Source organism: Pseudoalteromonas sp. H103 (genome assembly GCF_001469205.1).
Classification (GTDB): domain Bacteria; phylum Pseudomonadota; class Gammaproteobacteria; order Enterobacterales; family Alteromonadaceae; genus Pseudoalteromonas; species Pseudoalteromonas carrageenovora.
Genome location: NZ_LOFG01000021.1, coordinates 96,515 through 117,682 on the forward strand (window position 1 = coordinate 96,515; position 21,168 = coordinate 117,682).

The 21,168-nt window shown below is 37.0% G+C and carries 13 protein-coding genes and 1 pseudogene; 6 read left to right on the plus strand and 8 right to left on the minus strand.

Annotated features, from left to right (window positions below; genetic code table 11):
• Positions 1-598 precede the first annotated feature (598 nt).
• Complete coding sequence (gene katG / locus ATS74_RS19135; protein WP_058550453.1) at positions 599-2,779, plus strand: catalase/peroxidase HPI; 2,181 nt, start codon at positions 599-601, stop codon at positions 2,777-2,779.
• Positions 2,780-3,246: 467 nt separating this feature from the next.
• Here the strand turns inward: katG and ATS74_RS19970 are convergent, their stop codons facing one another.
• Complete coding sequence (locus ATS74_RS19970) at positions 3,247-3,819, minus strand: hypothetical protein (RefSeq protein WP_058550454.1); 573 nt, start codon at positions 3,817-3,819, stop codon at positions 3,247-3,249.
• Between the two features lie 193 nt (positions 3,820-4,012).
• Here ATS74_RS19970 and arfB point away from each other — a divergent pair, with 193 nt between their 5' ends.
• A complete protein-coding gene (gene arfB, locus ATS74_RS19145) occupies positions 4,013-4,426 on the plus strand; it encodes an alternative ribosome rescue aminoacyl-tRNA hydrolase ArfB (protein WP_058550455.1) in 414 nt (137 codons plus the stop codon).
• Between the two features lie 61 nt (positions 4,427-4,487).
• On the opposite strand, the gene ATS74_RS19150 is transcribed toward arfB, so the two are convergent.
• The 3 genes from ATS74_RS19150 to ATS74_RS19160 form a co-directional block, all read right to left on the minus strand.
• Positions 4,488-6,086, minus strand: coding sequence for an ABC-F family ATPase (locus tag ATS74_RS19150; protein ID WP_082660694.1), 1,599 nt, complete (start codon positions 6,084-6,086; stop codon positions 4,488-4,490).
• A 248-nt stretch (positions 6,087-6,334) separates the two neighbouring features.
• Positions 6,335-7,069: a substrate-binding periplasmic protein gene (locus tag ATS74_RS19155; RefSeq protein WP_058550457.1), complete on the minus strand. Its 735-nt coding sequence runs from the start codon at positions 7,067-7,069 to the stop codon at positions 6,335-6,337.
• 20 nt (positions 7,070-7,089) lie between these two features.
• Positions 7,090-7,827 (minus strand): substrate-binding periplasmic protein, encoded by a 738-nt coding sequence (locus tag ATS74_RS19160; RefSeq protein WP_058550458.1) that lies wholly within the window; start codon positions 7,825-7,827, stop codon positions 7,090-7,092.
• 345 nt (positions 7,828-8,172) lie between these two features.
• On the opposite strand from ATS74_RS19160, the gene dptF reads away from it, so the two are divergent.
• From dptF to ATS74_RS19180, 4 genes are read left to right on the plus strand one after another with little or no spacing between them, the layout of a single operon-like run.
• On the plus strand, positions 8,173-9,765 hold the full coding sequence (dptF, locus tag ATS74_RS19165; protein ID WP_058550459.1) for a DNA phosphorothioation-dependent restriction protein DptF: 1,593 nt from the start codon (positions 8,173-8,175) through the stop codon (positions 9,763-9,765).
• A gap of 3 nt (positions 9,766-9,768) precedes the next feature.
• Positions 9,769-11,067 (plus strand): DNA phosphorothioation-dependent restriction protein DptG, encoded by a 1,299-nt coding sequence (dptG, locus tag ATS74_RS19170; RefSeq protein WP_058550460.1) that lies wholly within the window; start codon positions 9,769-9,771, stop codon positions 11,065-11,067.
• Positions 11,048-16,087: a DNA phosphorothioation-dependent restriction protein DptH gene (dptH, locus tag ATS74_RS19175; protein ID WP_058550541.1), complete on the plus strand. Its 5,040-nt coding sequence runs from the start codon at positions 11,048-11,050 to the stop codon at positions 16,085-16,087. Before dptG ends, dptH begins: the two co-directional genes overlap by 20 nt.
• 26 nt (positions 16,088-16,113) lie before the next feature.
• Positions 16,114-17,910, plus strand: a complete 1,797-nt coding sequence (locus tag ATS74_RS19180; protein ID WP_058550461.1) for a DUF262 domain-containing protein — start codon at positions 16,114-16,116, stop codon at positions 17,908-17,910.
• A gap of 68 nt (positions 17,911-17,978) precedes the next feature.
• On the opposite strand, the pseudogene ATS74_RS19795 reads toward ATS74_RS19180, so the two are convergent.
• From ATS74_RS19795 to dndE, 4 genes and pseudogenes are all read right to left on the minus strand, one after another.
• Positions 17,979-18,251 (minus strand): annotated as a pseudogene (locus ATS74_RS19795) (DndE family protein); the annotation flags it as partial.
• 126 nt (positions 18,252-18,377) lie between these two features.
• Positions 18,378-19,463, minus strand: coding sequence for an HNH endonuclease domain-containing protein (locus ATS74_RS19185; protein WP_058550462.1), 1,086 nt, complete (start codon positions 19,461-19,463; stop codon positions 18,378-18,380).
• Positions 19,464-19,476: 13 nt separating this feature from the next.
• Positions 19,477-20,820, minus strand: coding sequence for a class I SAM-dependent methyltransferase (locus ATS74_RS19190; RefSeq protein ID WP_058550463.1), 1,344 nt, complete (start codon positions 20,818-20,820; stop codon positions 19,477-19,479).
• On the minus strand, positions 20,817-21,167 hold the full coding sequence (dndE, locus tag ATS74_RS19195; RefSeq protein WP_058550464.1) for a DNA sulfur modification protein DndE: 351 nt from the start codon (positions 21,165-21,167) through the stop codon (positions 20,817-20,819). The genes ATS74_RS19190 and dndE overlap by 4 nt, the downstream gene beginning before the upstream one ends.
• Position 21,168: the final 1 nt, after the last annotated feature.

The following is a 21,168-nucleotide window of genomic DNA, read 5'->3' on the forward strand; positions in this document are numbered from 1 at the left end:
CTGGCAAAAACTGCTTAAAACAACAATATGTCGTAAGGGTTCACAGGAGAACAACTTCATACTAACTGAATTTATCTGAACAATTACTTAACTTAATTCAATTAGTTAAAAATAAAGAAAGGTGCATTGGGCTTAGTAATACACCTTTGTCGTTATAACAACAATTTCATGGTGAAGGGGGTATTCCAATGTGCGCTTTGATAAACCAAGGCCACTTTCAAACCCTTCAATTACCATTACGCCTGCTTTTGTAAATTAGATCAGTGAGTGTTTAAAATTAATTTACAAGTTTTACATGCGCCGCAAACTACGTTTTAAGCGCTGATTGTTACCCTATTCACAAATAAACTGCCTTTAGAAAATTTAGCACTTTGTAAAATAGTGCACTATTTTAAGTTTATTCCTAAATGGTTTTACGCAAACCGAGATAAATTCGTACGAACATCTGAATTATCAATAGTATCAATCGATTTAATTAAATGTTTATAGGTAGCTAATAACGGGGGGGATGCCTATATTACTAATACAGATTATAAAAAGTGCAATAACCGTTAAATATCGATTTTAAATAAATAATTTAAATAAATAAGGATCCACAATGAGCAAGCCAACAGCGGGTAAATGCCCTGTTATGCACGGTAGTAATTCAGTTGTTTCTAAAGTAAACACCGATTGGTGGCCAAACACACTCAACTTAGACATTCTTCATCAACACGATACTAAATCAAATCCATACGGCACTAATTTTAACTACGCAGAAGAATTTAAATCTCTAGATTTAGACGAAGTAAAAGCCGACTTAAAAACCTTTATGACCGACAGCCAAGATTGGTGGCCTGCCGATTGGGGCCATTACGGTGGTTTAATGATTCGTATGGCATGGCACTCAGCGGGTACGTACCGTTTATCTGATGGTCGTGGTGGCGCAAGTACCGGTAACCAACGTTTCTCGCCTTTAAATTCATGGCCAGATAACGCAAGCTTAGATAAAGCACGCAGACTTTTATGGCCACTTAAGAAAAAATACGGTAACAAACTTTCATGGGCCGATTTATTTATTCTTGCTGGTAATATGGCATACGAATCAATGGGTCTTAAAATTTATGGTTTTGCAGGCGGCCGTGAAGACATTTGGCACCCAGAAAAAGATATTTACTGGGGTGCAGAAAAAGAATGGTTAGCACCAAGTGATGAACGCTACGACAATGTTGAAAAACCAGACACCATGGAAAACCCATTAGCCGCAGTACAAATGGGCCTAATTTACGTTAACCCTGAAGGTGTTAATGGTATACCCGATCCACAAAAAACGGCAGATCACGTACGTGAAACATTTGCTCGCATGGCGATGGATGACGAAGAAACCGCAGCGCTAACAGTGGGCGGCCATACAGTAGGTAAAACTCACGGTAATGGTAAAGCAGAGCACTTAGGCCCAGAGCCAGAAGCAGCAGACGTACACGAGCAAGGTTTAGGTTGGAATAGCACCAAAGAAGGCGGCTTTGGTCGTCATACTGTAACTTCAGGCCTTGAAGGTGCATGGACCACACACCCAACAACATGGGATAACGGTTACTGTTACTTACTATTAAATTACGAATGGGAATTAACAAAAAGCCCAGCTGGCGCTCATCAGTGGGAGCCTGTAAATATTAAAGAAGAAGACAAACCGGTAGACGTAGAAGATCCATCAATTCGTTTAAACCCAATGATGACCGATGCAGATATGGCCATGAAAGTGGACCCAGCGTACCGTAAAATTATTGAGCGTTTTAACAACGACTTTGAATACTTCTCTGATGTGTTTGCACGTGCATGGTTTAAGCTTACTCACCGTGATTTAGGACCTAAAGCATGTTACTTAGGTAAAGACGTACCAAGCGAAGACTTAATTTGGCAAGATCCTATTCCAGCAGTTGATTACACATTATCAGACGATGAAATTACAAGCTTAAAAGCACAGCTACTTGATTGTGGCGTAAGCGCGAGTGATTTAATAAATACAGCGTGGGATAGTGCACGTACGTATCGTGGTTCTGATCGTCGCGGTGGCGCAAATGGCGCACGTATTCGTTTAGCACCACAAAAAGATTGGCAAGGTAACGAACCTGCGCGTTTAGCAAGTGTACTTAGTGCCCTTGAAAAAGTACAAGCAGGTTTATCTAAGCCAGTAAGCATGGCTGATTTAATCGTATTAGGTGGCACAGCGGCTGTAGAACAAGCTGCAAAACAAGCCGGTGTTAATGTAGCAGTACCATTTGCACCAGGACGAGGAGACGCAACAGACGAAATGACTGATGCAGAATCGTTTGATGTACTTGAGCCTGTTCATGATGGATTTAGAAACTACCTTAAAAATGACTTTAGCGTATCCCCAGAAGAGCTATTGTTAGAGCGCAGCCAATTAATGGGCTTAACAGCACCAGAGATGACTGCACTTATGGGCGGCATGCGTGTACTAGGCACAAACTACGCAGGCACTAAACATGGTGTATTTACCGATAATGTAGGCACGCTATCTACCGACTTTTTTGTAAACCTAACCGACATGGCCAATAACTGGAAGCCATTAGAGCCAGGTATTTATAATATTGTTGAACGCAAAACAGGCACCATTAAATGGACAGCCACACGCGTAGATTTAGTGTTTGGTTCAAACTCTATTTTACGTGCCCTAAGTGAGTTTTATGCACAAGACGATAATAAAGAGCGTTTTGTACATGACTTTGTAAATGCTTGGGTAAAAGTAATGAACGCAGATAGATTCGATCTTAAATAATCTACGTGTTAAAACTAAAAAAGGTGGCAAATGCCACCTTTTTATATAAGCGTTAAATCACCCACCGCAGGCGTTAAACGTGACCACGTGAGAGGCAAAGTTTCTATCATTTACGCTCAACAAAACCCACCTTTTTACATAAAACGTTAAATCATCCACCGTAGGAGTCAGCTTGCTCACGTGAGAAGCAAAGCTTCTAATCACTTGCACTTAGTAAAGCCTATCTGCATTCATTCAAACTTTTTCAACAGCTATAAAAAAGGTAACCAAAGCCACTTCTTTATATAAGCGTTAAATCATCCACGCGTAGGCGTTGAGCTTGCTCACGCGAGAAGCAAAGCTTCTAATTACTTGCACTTAACAAAGCCAACCTACGCTTAAATTTTTAGCTACGTCTATTCAAACTATCAAAAATCAGGCATTAAAAAAGGTGGCAAATGCCACCTTTTTAGTAAAAATTTACTTAATTATAGTAGTGCAAAAATCTTTTGCAGCTGTGGCATGTACTCGCTCACAAGCTCTAAGTTACTTTCGCTAACTAGCGAATCAGTAGACTCTTCAGCAGCGCTTGATGCTTTACCAAACGAGCCCATTAACGAGCTAGCATCACTACTTTTTGCACTTTTAAGGCTCTGTAGGCCGCCCATTACTTTAGTTGCTGTTTCTTGGTTTTCAGCAGAAAGGCCCGACTTTAAGTTTTCGATGTAAGCCATAGATACTTCAGAACCCACAGATACTAATTCTTCAGGAGAAAAACCATAACGATTTGTCACGCTTGCAAAGCTTTTGTATAGGTCTTGTTCTTTGATCATGTTAAGCGCAGTGTTAGCCATTGAGCTTTGCTCATCAACACTTTGATCGGCAGAGCCACCAAGCATGCTTGCTAAATCTAGGTTTTTTAACGACTCTTGGCTGCTTGCCCAGTTAGACACTGCAGGCAGTGCTTTCATATAGCTTTGTAATTGGCCTTCGCTAATGTCTTCTGCAAGGCTTGAAAAACTCATTGCTAATAAGCTAAGTGATAAAAGTATTTTTTTCATTGGGCATTTCCTATTGTTTAATTAACGCTATTTAAAACTAAATGTAAGCGCTTGCCAATACATAACTAAAGTATTAGGTGTATTTAGGCTATAAAGTAGTATAAATACTTTAAAGTCCTATAAATTAAGCTGATTCAGCACAAATATAGTTACAAATGTTATAATGCATTTTTGTCGATAAGAGCTGAACGTAATGTTAACTATTTCAAATACTGTCACTATAGATGAATGGGAACTTGAGCTAACTGCTATTCGTTCGCAAGGTGCCGGTGGCCAAAACGTTAACAAAGTAGCCAGTGCTATTCATTTACGCTTTGATATAAATCGCTCAAAGTTACCTGACTTTTACAAAGAGCGATTACTAAAGCTAAACGACTCGCGCATTACTAAAGAAGGCGTTTTAATAATAAAAGCGCAAAGCCACCGCACACAAGAACTAAACCGCGAAGACGCACTAAACCGCCTAAAAGATCTAATTCTTAGTGCTACAAAAGTAAATAAAGCTCGCCGCGCAACTAAGCCAAGCCGCAACTCGCAGCGCAAACGCATGGATAAAAAAACCAAACACGGGCAAACCAAAGCCCTGCGCGGTAATATTAAGTTTTAACCGCATAAAAAAACGGCGCTAAATTTGGCGCCGTTTTTTGTAAGCTATTAAAGGTAAAAGCTTACGCTTTTTTCATTTCAATGCTTGATAGGTACTCGTCAAACGTACCTTGAAAGTCAATTACTTGCTTATCTTTAATATCAATAATGCGTGTAGCAAGTGACGATACAAACTCACGGTCGTGGCTTACAAAAATAAGCGTACCTTCAAAGTCTTTGAGGGCATTGTTTAATGCTTCAATGGCTTCCATATCCATGTGGTTTGTTGGCTCGTCCATTACAAGAACGTTTACGTCTTGCATCATTAACTTACCAAATAACAAACGGTTTTTTTCACCACCTGAACAGTTACGCGCTTTTTTGTTTGAATCGTCGGCAGTAAACAACAAACGGCCTAACATGCCACGAACCATTAAATCGTTATGCTTAGCTGTACGCCATTGCGACATCCAATCAAACAACGTTAAATCGTTATCAAAATCTTTTGTGCTGTCTTGCGGGCAGTAACCAAAGGTTGCATTTTCAGACCATTTAATTTCGCCTTCATTACTTTTAAGCTCGTCTACTAAACAGCGTAAAAAGGTTGTTTTACCCACACCGTTTTCGCCAATTACCGCAAGCTTAGCGCCTGCTTCTAGTAAAAAGTCGCCGCCGCTAAATAATATTTCGCCATCAAAACCGTGGCCAAGCTTATTAACTTCAAGCGCTTGACGGTACATTTTTTTGCCTTCGTCAAAACTTAACGATGGGCTCATACGGCTCGATGCTTTAACTTCATCAAGCTTAATTTTATCCATTTTTTTAGCGCGCGAACTTGCTTGTTTAGCTTTTGAGGCGTTAGCACCAAAACGGTTAACAAAGTCTTGAAGCTCGTCTATCTCGGCGCTCTTTTTAGCGTTTTCAGCTAAAAGCTGCTCACGTTGCAGGCCTGCCGCTTCTAAAAACTTCTCGTAGTTACCTGGGTAAATACGCAGCTCGCCGTAATCAATGTCGGCCATGTGTGTACATACCGAGTTTAAAAAGTGACGGTCATGAGAAATAATAATCATGGTACATTTACGTTTGTTTAGCTCATTAGCTAGCCACGTAATAGTATGAATATCCAAGTTATTGGTAGGCTCATCGAGTAGCAGTATGTCTGGGTTTGCAAACAAAGCCTGTGCTAAAAGCACACGCAGTTTCCAACCCGGCGCCACGTTTGCCATTAAACCGTAATGAAATTCTTTTTCTATGCCAGCTTCTAGCAAAATTTCTTCTGCGCGGCTTTCGGCTGTGTAACCGTCCATTTCGGCAAATACGCTTTCAAGGTCGGCTACTTTCATGCCGTCTTCTTCGCTCATTTCTGGCAATGAGTAAATACGGTCACGTTCTTGTTTTACTTTCCAAAGCTCAACGTCGCCCATAATTACCGCGTCTACAACGCTGTATTGTTCAAACGCAAACTGGTCTTGGCTTAGGTTACCTACTTTTAGCCCCGGAGTAATCGACACATTACCCGCACTTGGAACAAGCGCACCGCTTAAAATTTTCATGAAAGTCGACTTGCCGCAGCCGTTAGCGCCAATTAAACCGTAACGGTTACCGTTACCAAATTTAGCTGAAATGTTTTCAAACAACGGCTCTGCGCCAAACTGCATCGTAATATTTGCGGTGGAGATCAAAAAGTTAGTCCTAGAATGAGTACTGACAGGGGCCAACTGTAGCAAAAACGCCACAAACAAGACCAAGCAATAGGGTAAATTAGCTGGCGAATTATACAGATCAGCCCGCTCGAATGAAAGGTAAAAGGCGGCTAATTTTTATAACTTAAATTTAAAAGAGGAAGGTATAAAACGCAGCTTAACGTAAGTAGCGGTTTAATAATTACAAATGTACTCAATGTAGGTATTTAGTGCAGCGTTTTATAAAATTAATAAATACTATAAATTTGCTCAATAGCGGCTTTGTTTTTTTTAATAAACGAATTAATTACAGCAACCTCGGCAAGTGTGGTCGATTGTTTACTCATCATAAAATGTACTCCATTTATATTAATAGGGGGCGTACTTTTTACGGGCATAACCGTGTTGTAGTGCTTAGCAAAATATTGCGCAACAATAGAGTCGTCAATTACATAATCAACCCGTTTTTTATTAAGTAAACCAAAGCGTTTATTAGCATCAGCCGTTAGCACTACTTGGGTAGCGTATTGTTTTTTTACTTTTTCAAATTCAGCGCCAAAAAAGCTTCCTCTATTTACTGCAAGGCTATAATCACTATCAAAAAGAGACTCTAAGCTGGTTACATCCTTTGCGCCTTCATGCTTATAAAGCAGCATAATTTCTTCGCGGTACGCAGTAGTAAAGTGAGCATATTCAGCGCGTTTTTTAGTAAAGCTTGCTGCATAAGTAATATCTATATGGCCAGTTTTAAGCTCTTGCTGCACCCGCGAAAAGCTCGGAAAATAAACCCATTCAATACAAAAAGGCGAATCTTTAAAAATAGCATTAACTGTATCAACCTCTGTGCCTACAAACTCATCACCTTGCTTAATTAAATAAGGCGCCCAATTAGTTTCGTTGGTGCCCATTATTAATGTTTTAGTACACGCGAGTGCATTACATTGAGTAAATAAAAAAATAAACGCCATTAGTAAAGTTTTCATATAAGGTCCTTACAAACGTGTTACTCAAATAGCGCTTTAAGTGCGGCTTTATTTTGTAAAATAAGCTGGTTAATTACTTTAACCTCGTCAACCGACACCTTTTTTTTGCTAAGCATTAAGTGAATGTCGTCTTTGTTTATTGCTTTAAAATTTGGCATAGCCACAATGTTTTTAGCGCGCTTACTAAAATAAGTGCCTACTAGCTCGTCTTCAATGGCAAAATCAATGCGTTGCTTATTAAGCATTTCAAAACGTTTACTGGTTGCACTGGTGTATTCTATTTGGCCTTTATGCGTTGTTTTATATTGCTCAAACTCAGCGCCGTAGTAACTACCAAAATTAGCGCCAATGGTTAAACCTTGGTTAAAAATATCAGCCAAATTTTTAACTTTATGTGTATTGTTTTTGTTTTCGTATAAGCGCATTACCTCGGTGCGGTAGGCTTCAGTAAAGTGCACATACTTTGCGCGATCATGAGTAAAGCTAGCCGCCCAGCCTAAATCTATTCGGCCATGGCGCAGCTCGGTAAAAGCCCGTTTAGAATTAGGCAGCATTTTTATTTCAAAACAAAAAGGCGAGTCTTTAAAAATAATGTTTAATGCATCCACCTCTTTACCCTGCAACTGGCCGTTCATACCCATTACATAAGGTGGCCAAAAAGCATCATGCGAGGCAACGCTAAGCGTTCTTTCGCAGGCAAACACACCCCAAGAGGTACTAAACAACACACACAATAGTAAGGTTATTAATTTATTCATTAAGACTCTGAGGTAAGCTTTTTTGTACGTTATTAAAACAGTATAACCTAGCTTTAATACTTTAGCGGCGTGGGTTTGTGTAAATGTGTAAATAGTTCGTTAGAAAATATTACTTTTGAGGATAATGTTGGGCAGCTAATTTTAAAGTTATATATTTTATTAAAGTAGGTACGTATTAATGCTAATGGCGTAGTCTTTATTGGTTATATAACTAATAAGCCTATATTTTTTTTATGTGATCATGTAAATTGTTTCTAAATGAATACTAACTTAACGGTAAGTTAGTTTTAAACAGACAAACCAAGGAGCGGTTTAATAAAGCCGCTCTGTATTGGGAATATTATTATGCGGTTGAAAGAAGCGCTAAGCGTCTTATCAAAGTCATCCCCTTATGCTGTGTCTACAGAGCGCAGCTCTACAAATAAAAATATTTTGGATGATGTAAAGTCATACTTGTATATTCAAATGCCAATCGAAACTGCTGTAAACAAAGCTATCTCGTCTTTTGGTGCAAACGATAAAAAAATATTGTTTTTATGCGGTAGTAGTGGCGACGGTAAATCAGAACTATTAACTAAAGCTAAAGTTAATTTTGGCTCTAGAGTAAAATTTCATTTAGATGCTACTCACAGTTTTGATCCCCATGGCACAGCAATTCAAACATTAGATAAAGTATTTAATGAGTTTGAAGCTTCAAACTCACCCCTAGTTGTTGGCATAAACGCTGGTATGCTAGGTAATTATGCTGAAGAAGGTCAAAATCAATTAATACGTAGCAAAATTAGTGAATATCTTAAAAATAAAAATACCCAAGATGACACTGCTATTTTTATTAACTTTGAAGACTATCCAAAATTTGAAATAGGCGAAGATGGTTATAAATGTGATTTTGCAGAAAAGCTATTACAAAGAATCACTCAACCCAAAGATAATATTATTAGACAACTTCTTGAAAAAGAAAAAGCTCAATTACTTGATCCATCAACCTCGCGGTTAATAGCAAACTTTGAATTACTTAGTCTATCTTCTGTTCAAAAAGTGATTATTGATTTGCTTCTTAAAGCGCGTTTAATGCGAGATCAGTTTTTAACTGCGCGTGCATTACTCGATTTTATTCACGAGCTTTTACTCGGTGAAGGATGTTTATTCGACAACTTATTTGCCGGTGGAGATAACGAACTTGCAAATAAAATTGAAAATTTTGACCCAGCACACTTTCGCACCAAAGAAGTTGATCGTTTTATTCTTGCTTACGATCTTGGTTTGCCAGATGGGAAGTTTGATGTATTCAAGAATGCATTAAACCAGTTAGGTATTACTAATATTGATACCGGTGAGCAGTACTTACGTTTATTTTACCTACTTAAGTACGACGATTTCGCTAATAACTATCATTATAATTTTACAGATGACTTCAACGAAGGACTAATCGAAAGTTACATTTCTATTTACCAGCTACATAAAGCTTACAGTGGCGATAGCAAACAAAAAAACAGCTTAAAAGAGTTTTATAGAGATACTTTAATTTCAGCTATTCGTACCTACATAAATCGTAATGCTCCAAAGTTAGGTAAAAAATTCTTTTTATTATCTGATTTCGGAGATTACCAAATTGCTGCCCCAGCAGATTTATCAATGGATTCTAAATCTATTGCAGCATCTACCCCCGCTAGCAGTGCAACATTTAATGCACATTTAAAGCTGCAGGATAAAAAGTTTAAGCTGCCAATAAATATTAACCTTTTGTCGTTACTTATTAATATCAACAATGGTTATCGGCCTAATAAACATGACAAAAATTCGGTAATACTACTAGATGAGTTAGCCGCAGAGATTGTACAGCAAGCAAAGGCCGCTAAAGAAATAATCATTACAGGTGTAGATGGTAAATATCATCTAGAGCTTGATGATGAAGACATTATGGTTAGTGAGGGTTAATAAATGCCATTATTAAAAGAGTTAAAACCAAAAAATAATAGTGCAGCTAGTTATTTCCCTATATCAGCTAATAGTACTAACAATAAGTATGATTGGGAAACGGTAGTTGGTTTTTTCATTAAGTCTCTACATAGTCTTAAACTTGAAAAAAACATTGAGTCACTCGACGACTTTAAAAAGCTATGTAAAACGCATTTTACTGATAAGTTAGATGGCGAATCGTTTTGGCATGTTATCGAAAAAATGTATTTTGATAATGAGCAGGTGCTAAATATAGCGCCTGAGATGCAAGTGTTGAAAGTATTAAACCCAGATAAAAGTAACTCAGGTGATGAGCGGCTTACATCATTATTTAATAGCTTAATGGGTGATGTTGAAGTCGCTAATGCTCCAAAAGCGCAGCTTAACTTTTTAGAACAAGAAGTAAAAAAGGTTTTTGACTCGCCACTTGTTACTAATAAAAATCAAAAAATACGCAAGCAACATAGTGCTTACCTGCCTTTTTTGTCAGCACAATTTCAGCAAGATCTTAAATTCTTAGTTAGCTATCCAGAGCATTTTTTACAAAATATTAAGGCCTTTTTAAAGTTGTACGGCTTTTTGTATACGGCGCAATTGTCGCTAAATATAAAAGGTTGGGCGCAAAAGCCTGAAGTAAAGCCTTGCTACTTTATTTTAGACAGTGAAAAAGCCAGTAAAGAGCGTACTAAATTGCAGTTACACGGGCATAAACAGGTTCTTGAGTCTAGTTATGCGTTGTTTCCTTATTTAGCATTAAATGAAAGCTTACAAGATACAAAAACAGCTATTAGCCCTCTGTGGCAGTTAATGGATGAGATTAAGGATACCGACATTGAGGCATTAAATTCTTATGCTAATAAATTTTATATTGATAGAAACTTAACGAGTCAGCAGAAACAGCCAACCACTATTGACGAATCTATTAATCATTTAACCCAGCTTTTTGTTGAACAGTTTAAAAAGGGCACAACACGCGAGACAGCGTTTAATAATTTTGTAAAAGCCACAAGAGAAACCTTAATTAAGCCGTTTGAACAAAACCGCCGCCGAGCAGGATCTTTTTTAGTATTAAACCAAGACTACCTACTGTTGCTCACAAATTTATGTATAGGTGAACGTGAAAAGTTAAGGCTCCATGAGCTGTTAATTGAGTTTCAAAAACGCGGTGTGTTTTTTGATAAAAGCAGTGAAGAATGCTTAATCGATTTGTTTGAAAGAATGGGTAATGTAGAAAGAATGAGTGATAGCGGAGATGCAGTTTATGTCAAAAAAACTATATGAAGACTTTTTAGTTGAACACTTTTGCCAGTGGGCAACTAAAGGTTTTGAAGGTGAAAGCCGCTTTCAGTTTCGCTCGCCAGATAGTGATAATAGTTTAAAGCTTTATCAGGCAATGCTTAATAAGGCAGATACACGCGTTGAATTGAAAACTAATGACATAAACCAAACGCTGCCCGCTATTACTTTTGGTAAAACTACGTTAATACCTGTTGTACATAGCGAAAGCGCACTAGGGCTGAGTGAAAACTTTATCTCACATTTACGCGATTTAGTATCAGCGCAAGACGGCCCTTTGAAAGACTGCGCATTACTCGTTATCCACAACTCTTATTTAGATACACTCATTAATTCAGCACGTGACTTAGGTAAAGCTGGTGAAGTTTGGCATCCGTCAACAATAAAAAAATCACTCAGTGAGCTTATTTCGTCAATAAGCGGTACTGACAAAGTATCGCAGTGCCTGCTCGATCATCGCTTTAAGCTCATTATCGAAGACGGTGCAACCATGTTTGGTTTTACCGAACTTTATGATGCGTTAGAAGATGGCGTTATTCAATTTAGTGAATTAGGGCTTTTTAACGACAACACCATTGTAAGCTGGGACGATACAGACCAAATAGATAAACGTTTATCACAAAACCACCAGTTATACGGTAATATTAGCGAGATAGTTGAAAAGTACCCGCAAGAGCTTGTAGAAAAGCTGGGCGATTTAGAACTTAGCGAAAAGTTTGTAAATACTCATTTTTCAGATGGTCAAAATTGGGAAGAGCTCGATTTTGGCGCAATTATAAAAGAGCGCCGAGACAATAAAGAAAACCTACTGTCGTTTGAAAGTGAAATAGTCACAGATATAAACTTTTTAGCACGCGAGAATAAAAAAGAGCGCCATTTAATCATTCAAATGCCCGCAGATAAAACTGACTTTAAAATTGAAGCGAGCTTTGTGGGCGGTAAAATTCAAAAAAATGAATTAAAACTACAGCACACTAAAGAACAAATTACTCTTGATGTAAATAACCGTTCTCACAAACGTAGCATTGCTGAAATTTCGGGAACGTTTAATAATCAACCGCTTTATTTTAGTGTTGATTTTAAACGCGAAAAACCGCAAGAGCGTTTTAAATACAGAGTTTTAGTTATTCCACAGGGCGCTTTTTATCTTGATGATTTAGCTGATAGCTTTTTGCTCGTACCACGTAAGCAGCTTATAACTTTGCAAACAAATGCCGGGATTTTACAGATTGCTGAACAAGGAACTCCTGCAAAAGTTACGCAATCAAACCAAACTTTCCTAGTTGACCAAACACAGGTTGTCGATTTTGCACAGTTTGCCAATGAAACAGACAGCTTAACTTTTGCAGTTCAAAGTGGATCGCATGTACTTAATTTTGAAGTAGATGGCGCTGTTTCGTCAGATACATTAAGCCTACCACTAGTGCTTGATACCAACCTGTTCAACCGTCTATACAATGATAGTTTCAATGGTTTATACAATCGCGCGAAAGAAAAGGTCGTTATTGACGGGAAAGACTTAAACCCAACTGGTATGCGTAAAAACCTATTAAATTGGGAAGCAAAACTACAAGATGAGCGCATACTTGCAACACAAACTGCTGGTAGGCCAGAAGTTACATTAGACAATATTGAAAGCGCATTCCCAGATTTATTTGTAGCTTATCTATCACTATTTGATTACCTAGACGAGCGAAAGGCACTCATAAGTTCTTGCTCGTGGGGGACCGAGTTTTTAGGTTTAGCAAATAAAGTTGTTGAGTGCTACTTAGCGCAAGTTGATAAATTAGAAACCAAATCGCTGCTATCACCGCAAGCAAACATGCTAGTGAATATAGGGATTGCTGAGTTTGATGAGCAAGAATACATTACGCCGCTGCACCCGTTAACTCTCGCATACTTTTCCCAACTAGTTACTAGTGCGAGTGATGAAAACGACAATAGCTTTAATACGTTACCTAAAGCCACAATTAAGCGTTTAAATGCAGAAGGCTTATTACCTTTTGTATGGCATGCAACAGATGGCTTTGCATACAACCAAGCTGTGCCCGAGAACCGTATGTGGTGCAAACTCGTTTCTAACAAAAAAGCAGCACTTGAATATGTACGCCCATTAGTAAGGCAAAAAACAAGTGAGTTTACAAAAGCGTTTGATGTCCTTTTTGATAAAGGCAGTAAAGAAACTGTTTATATTAACTCTATCAATAATGGGAACAACACCGCGCTATTTTTAGGCTTAGTTGATTACCTAAAAAAGAAATCTCCTGACGAAGCAAACCGCATTCACGTAAATATTTACGACAAAACACTACAACGTACTTACTTTGATGATTTTGCAGATGCGCCAAGTTACGACGAATTAAAAGAGTTAGCTGAGCTCGGTAGCGAAAAAGATAAAGCCGATGCTATTGTCGATATGCTTAAAAATCGCATAACGTACAGTAAGTTTAAGTTAAATGCACAAGAGCCAACATTTAACTATGCACACATTAGCTTTGTACGTAACGATACAACAGTAGAGCCAGTACCTGTTGATGTACTCACCGAAAAAACCGGCGTCGCATGCCATGGCTTATTAGCTGGCGAAACCGCATATCAAGAGCAAAACACGTACTTTACAACCTTTGGCCTTAATAAGCTCGATGTTGACAGTACTGCAACTTTAAAACTGAGTAGTCAGTTTAACAGTTTAGCTAAAGCTGCGTGGTGCGGCCAAAAGTACGAAACTAGTAATGGCTTAGGTTTAAAAGTGGCGGGGCAGTTGTCAGAGCTACTTGATGGGGTATACGAAAACTCAGTATGGACAGTGATTATTGACCCTAAAGTAACACTTGAGTTTTTTAAAGGCCAAAAAGATGCCGTACTGATCCACTATTCAGACAACTTTACTAATTCAGCAAATTACGATGCTATAACCGTTACCAAGCGTCGAGACTTATACGACCAAGTACTTTCTCAAGGAATTAAAGGCCTAATAGACGAGTTTAATGCGTTTAATGGTGAGTGGTTACTTAAAATGATCACCAGTAACGACAACGACCGTAAAGAGAAAAAAAGCATAATAGGTGCCTATAAATACGTAAACTGTTTGCTGCATCAAAGCGATATAACATGGGTGCCAATGAGTGTGGCCGAAATGCTCCGTGTAGCGGGTAATATAGGCTTAAAAATGAGTGATAGTGACTTCTCGCGCTATTCACAAAACATAAAAAGCGGCGCAATTTCTGACGACGTTTTATTTGTTGGCTTTAAAGGCAGCAACATGTACTTGCTACCACTTGAAGTTAAAATTGGTAAAAAGCGCACACATGGTAAAGGTATTCAACAAGCTAAAGAGCTTAAGCGTTACTTAGTTGAGAACTTATTTGGTCGTGACGACTTAGCTGGGCATTTATACCGAGGCTTGTTTATTCGCCAAGTATTAATGCAAGTTGATAAGTTTGAATTATACAAAGTTTACGAGAATAACTACTTTAACGAGCTACAAAACAATCGTGAGTGGTGGCTGCAAGGTGATTACCAAGTCGCTGATTTAGCTGACTACCCGCAAGGCTTTATGATGGCATTTTTTGAAAATGCCGATTTTGCTAAAGAAGAATACACCGTTGAAGACGATATTCTACAAATCATTCTACCAAGCGCTAACTTAAATCGCTTTATAAGCACGCCTTTGCAAACATTGCTTAGCAATATTCAAAGCAGTGAGCTTTGTTATATACCCGAGCAATATATTTTTGAAGGTGAAGCAGTAAATAAAAGTAGCGTGACGCCAATAAAGCCTATCGAAAAAGTGGATCCCGATGCAGCAAAAACCATAGATGAGCCTCTACCTAAAGTTGCCGAAGAAGCAGCGCCAAACATTGTGGCAAAGCCAACGTCAACAGACTCATTAAAAGTACTAGTTGGACATGTTATGCAAAATAATGAGCCTGTTTACTGGGAGCCGACCAACACTGCTAAATTTATGAATACCAACTCGGGTATTATCGGCACTATGGGCACGGGTAAAACCCAGTGTACTAAATCGGTAGTGACTCAGCTTTATCGTAATCAGCACAATAATGTTGATAGCAAACCAATTGGTATACTCATTTTTGATTACAAGTCGGATTACGTAGACGATAAGTTTATTGATGCCACCAATGGTAAAAAGTTTAACTTACATAAATTGCCATATAACCCGCTTAGTTTATTTGGTGATACACCCATGCTGCCAGTGCACACAGCACGTGGTTTTTCAGAGACTATGGGCAAAGCGTTTAACTTAGGGACTAAGCAGCAGCTTAAGTTACGTAAATTAATTGGCGATGCTTACGACTTGGCAGGTATTCATAAAGCGAATAAGTCTACATGGAGTAAAGCTGCACCGACTATGGCTGATTTATGGTCATTGTTTTTAGACAGCGAACCAGCGGAAGATTCACTCTACGCAGCGCTTGAGAGCATCTGTGAGCTTGAAATATTTGAAGATGATACTAGCAAGTGTATGTCGCTTTATGATCTCGTAGATGGCATTACCGTCGTTGAACTTGCGGGTTACCCCGGTGAAATACAAAACCTTGTTGTAGCGCTTACGCTCGATTTGTTTTACTCGCAAATGCAAAAACAAGGCAAACCAGAAGTACAAGGTGACTTTAGACAAGTTACTAAGCTAGTACTGGTTGATGAAGCCGACAACTTCATGTCGCAAAACTTCCCAAGCCTTCGCAAAATATTAAAAGAAGGCCGTGAATACGGCGTAGGCGTTATTTTATCAACCCAAGATATTACCCATTTCAAAACCAGCGAAAATGACTATTCAGCGTATATATTAAGCTGGATTGTGCATCGCGTAGCGCAAATAAAAACCCAAGATATTAAAGGTATATTCAACAAAGATGATAAGACAGAGCAAGAGCTTCTGATGAAAAACATCCGCGAGCTTGAAAAACATACAAGCCTTTATATTGATGGCGAAAAACAAATTAAACGCATTAAAGATAAAGCGTTTTGGGAATTAATTTAAAAACACATTATTAAAAGGTATTCAAAGTGGACGTTAAACCTAACTACTGTTCTTTAGAGACAGTTTTTTCTGAAAATACATTATATATAGTTCCAAAGTTCCAAAGAGCTTATTCTTGGAAACCTGAGAATGTAGTTCAATTTACATCTGATATTGAAAGTTTATATCAAAACATTGCTTCAGGTAATGGGGAGGATAGCCATTTTTTTGGTGGGATTGTCTGTGTTAAGCAAAAAAATGAAAATGTATTAGACGATAAAACAATTTATCAATTAGTTGATGGACAGCAAAGGTTATCTACAACCGTTTTATTAGTGTCTAGATTGATAAATTATCTTAAAAGTTTAAAACTCGATGATGAGCAATCATCAATAAGAGAAAAAAGAATTCAAAAATATAAAAATAAATATCTTGAGTTCAAGACTGAAGAAAATGGTAAAGATGTTGTTTTTTCTCGAATTGAGTTATCAAGAAGAGACAAAGAGTTCTATGAAAGGTTTATCATCAGAAGTGAAGCTATAGAACCAAGCTTGGAGTCTCATAAGTTAATCAAATCTGCAGCACAAAAAGTTGATAAATGGTTATCTGACTTTTTCAAAGAATTGACAGTGGACGAGGTTTTGAAGAAAAGCGATGTTTTGTTCAGGGTTTTATCTACGGCATGTCGAATACTGATGATCAAAATGTCAGATGTAAATGATGCTTACAGGTTATTTCAAGTAATCAATGATCGGGGCCGATCGTTAACAGCTGGAGACTTATTAAGGGCTGCTTCACTAGGTGCTTTTGACGGTGTGAAGGGACGTTGTGAGCAAGAGTTAATTCACTTAGAGAATTGTTGGGATCGCATAACAAATATGGATTCAGCAGCAACAAATAATAAGTTAATAGCATATTACACAGCTAAGAAGGGAAAAGCGTGTCGCAAAACTGCTTTATTTGAGGAGTTTAATAAAGCATTTTTTCAAAACCCTAGCTTTATAAGGGAGACGATAGAGGACATAGATAAAGATTTAGCTATGTATGACAAATTACATAAAGGTATATGGCCATATACTGAATCAAAACTGACAGGGTTTCAGAAGAAAAAACTAGAAAACTTAACTGTTTCATTTAAGCATACGCTTTCACTTCCCTTAATTTTAGCGGCTAGTAAATTAAAAGAGAAAAAGTTTTATCAGATTATTTTCTATTTAGAGAAGTTTTTCTTTTTGTTTAAAGTTTCATTAGATAAGCGTATGAGCCCTGTAACAAAGTTGTACCATTCAACTATACAACAAATAAATAAAGATCCAGAAAAATATCAAGTCCAGAATTTTTTAAATGGTCTTAAAAACATTATTCAGGAAAAAGTTAAAAAAGAAGAATTTGAAAATTATCTTAATGGGCTTGAATATGAAATTGACGGTGATAACAGATCTATTAAATACTTACTTTCTAATATAGAAGAGAATTGGAAATGGGTTTTAGGTGATAATAATAACCCTATTATGATGTATAAAAATGCATTTAGTGGGCTAGCCGAAAGCAATTTCATTTTTAGTATTGAGCATATCTATCCAAAATCAGCGAAAAAAGGCGAAATAGTCGATGACTTAGAAGGTATTAAAAACAATTTAGGGAACCTTTGCCTTTTATACGGTCAGGATAATAGTTTATTAAAAAATGATCAGTTTAAAGATAAAAAAGATTTTTACTCCAAATCACGCCTTAATTCAACATTGCTACTAGCCACTTCACCCAAATTTGAAATGCCTGAATATAGCCAAAGAGCTGAAGATCTGATATCTCAGTTGAATAAAATTTTCTTTTTTGGAATATAACTAATTACTTATAAACAAGGACGCTACGATAGACCTTGTTTATAAGTCACATAGGTTAAAGTACTAGATTATGGTAGTGTTGTTAAAAGCCCTATAAGGTTCTTTTGGTTTCTCAATGAAGAAACCCCATCCTCAACATGCGCTGCCCATGCTGTTTGTAATTCTTTATCAGAATACTCAGGGTAGCGCTGTTTAAGTAGCAACTCAGTGACTATTTGTGTTTTACCTAACCAAGTAAATTTATCGAGTTTAAGGCTACCAGAGAGCTTGTAGTCTTTTTCTTTATTGAAAATAACCCCCTTTTCGATAGAGCGAAAAAACGCGATACGGGCTGCTACGTTTGGTGTAACGCTTTTAGTATTTTAAGGCTTTATCAAGCGATATTGTTCGTGCGGCGGTACAAGCCTTATTTTAAGATAAAATTAAACTTTTAATTCTGCCTTCATTTTACTTAGTAGAATTTTTATCTATGCTTGCGCTGCCCATTCAGAATTAAACCCTGATTTCTTTGCTAAATTATATTGGCTCTCAATTATTTGACCAAGGTTTTTTGAAAAGCTCAGTTCGTTTAAAAGTTCCAAGTGATCTTTAAAACCTAAGTCAAGAACATATGTGACAGCATATTTTTCCCAATCTTTTGTTTCCTTTGCATGAAACTTTATTGCTCTCACCTGTTGCTCAATGAATGGTTGTAGATAAGTACTTAGATCAGGTAAATTGTTACTTTTACTGCTATTAGTACTGCGATCTGTAGGTATTAAATTCCAAAGTTTATCATGGCATATGAAAGACCATGGTAAGAAATGATCTATGGTCACGTTTAATGTTATTAACTTCTTACCAGTAAAGATACATTTTTCTTCTGGGTTTTTAGAAATAAATTCCATCCAAAAATTTTGTTGTTTTTTTAAGCTGCTTCTTTGAGTTGGTGGCTCTGTTTTATAGATAATTGCAGGTATGTTTGGGTTGTTTTTTTGTAAATAATGAACCCATTCAAGCTGTTGATAACTGTCAAGAACAGAAATATTTGTTCTAATAAAATCGAACCACAATGAATTTAACTCTATTGATCTTTTATCAGAATTTATTTTGTACAGAGGGCATTTACTTTCAAAGTACTTGTTAGATAGAGAAAAAATTAGCCGATTTTTTTCTTGGTCTTCTTTACCCCTAAGCTCCTCATTAAAAAATGGAGTTAATAAACGATATTGAACATATTCAGCTAATTTATTTCTAATTCCACTTATATCGATATTATTAGCGATGTCTTTCTTTAGCTGTTTTTTAAAAGAGGAGGAAGTTATTGATACCGAAGAGTTATAGTTAAAACCTTGTTTAAAGAAAATATTGCCAATTTGATCTTGAAGGCCTAGAGATAGTTTAAAGTACTGACTTGGGTACCAAGCTAAAACTAACATATCAAGAATTAAGTCATCGATAAGAATGAGTTTTTCATTATTAATGACTCTTACCGTTATAGCTTTTAAAAATAGGTATTTATAAGAATTTGTAGTGCCTTTTAATAAACGTGAAAATAAAGCTGAATAGTTCATATCGTATGCTCTTTTATAGTTTTCTATAGATATAATTTACGAATATTTCACTTTGAGTTAGATTACTGTTCGACTCCCACGTTTCAACTTTTTCCATTTTATAAAGGTCTATAAGTATTTTATCAACTTCATCCGTACTATAAGAGTAAAAATCCCTTGCATCTACCTTTGAGGGATCAATATGTTTTTTTAATGAAAAATAAAGATAAGCTCCAGGCTTTAATGATCTGTGAAGCCTTAGTATGGCTTCTTTAAAATTAAGCGCATCGAGATGTAGCAAAGAAGCACATGCCCAAACTAAGTCAAAGATAGGTGGATAATTGATAGTTAAAAATGATTTTTCTTCGCAAAAAGCGAATGGGTATTCATTACATAACTCGACCATCCTCGGTGACGCATCAAAGGATGTAACTTTAAAACCATGTTTGATAAAGTACTGAGTGTCCCTTCCTACACCGCAGCCTGCATCTAAAATATTAGAGCCATTTTGGACATACATTCTGACTTTTTTATAAATATCTAACATATCTAAATCATTTGTTTTGTTGTAATAACTTATATAGTTCTGATCGTAATAATTAATTGTTTTTGACTTTACTGGACGTGAAAGTGTTTCTTGATCATCAGATTTGATAATTTCTAGTAATTTACAAATCTCACTATTTATTGCCCCATTTATCTCAAGAGGAAAAACGATGCTTTCTAGGTACTCACTCTGACCAGTCAACTTGCCCTCATACGCAGATTTGATTATGCGATAGTGGGCAGCTAATTTACCTAGAAGAATATGTAGAGCTGGATTGTCAATATGGCCACTTTCTGTTTCGATTAAAACAGTCACTTTATCTGATATATCTATAATGTGTCTAAATAGCTCTTTATCATGTTTTGATAGTCTTTCTACTCCATTATAGTCCTCGTTTGCATCTTCGGTTAAGAACCTTAAAGTTCTGAAATATCCATTTTGTTTTTTAAGTGCTTCTTTTTCTTGGAGTGCAAAATGTGCATATATAGTGCTGGATTCTTCTAGTAAAGCGTTTATAGGACCATAAAACTTTTCAATTTTATCTTTTGCTTTTAATACCTCATCTTTCCTTTTTTCCGACTTTACTTGCTCTATTTGTAATTTGTGATCGTTTGAGTATTTTTTTATAGTTTTAAATGCTAATACTAATGAGATTAGAGCGGTTAATATCGACGCTGTAGGTGTAATTGCGTCAGATAATTTAAAAGAGTCTATCGCTTTATTTTTAGATGGTTGAATTATAAGAGTTACTGTATTACACCCTAATAACCCTTCAGTTGGCTTCTGGATAGGATTGCTTTTATCACTTATTGGATCTACTTCTTGTTTCATAAATCACCTACCAAAGGTAATAGCGATTTATGATTTCTTATCGCAGAAACTCCATCCTCAACATGCGCTGCCCACGCTGTTTGTAATTCTTTATCAGAATACTCAGGGTAGCGTTGTTTGAGTAATAGCTCAGTCACCATCTGGGTTTTACCTAACCAGGTAAATTTATCGAGTTTAAGGCTACCAGAAAGTTTGTAGTCTTTTTCTTTATTAAAGAAATAACCCTTCTCGATAGAGCGAAAAAATGCGATACGGGCTGCTACGTTGGGTGTAACGCCTGTTTTGCCTTTAAGGGTTTGAAGTTGTTCTTCAACGGCTTTATTAAGCCACATAGTTTGTGGGAGCATG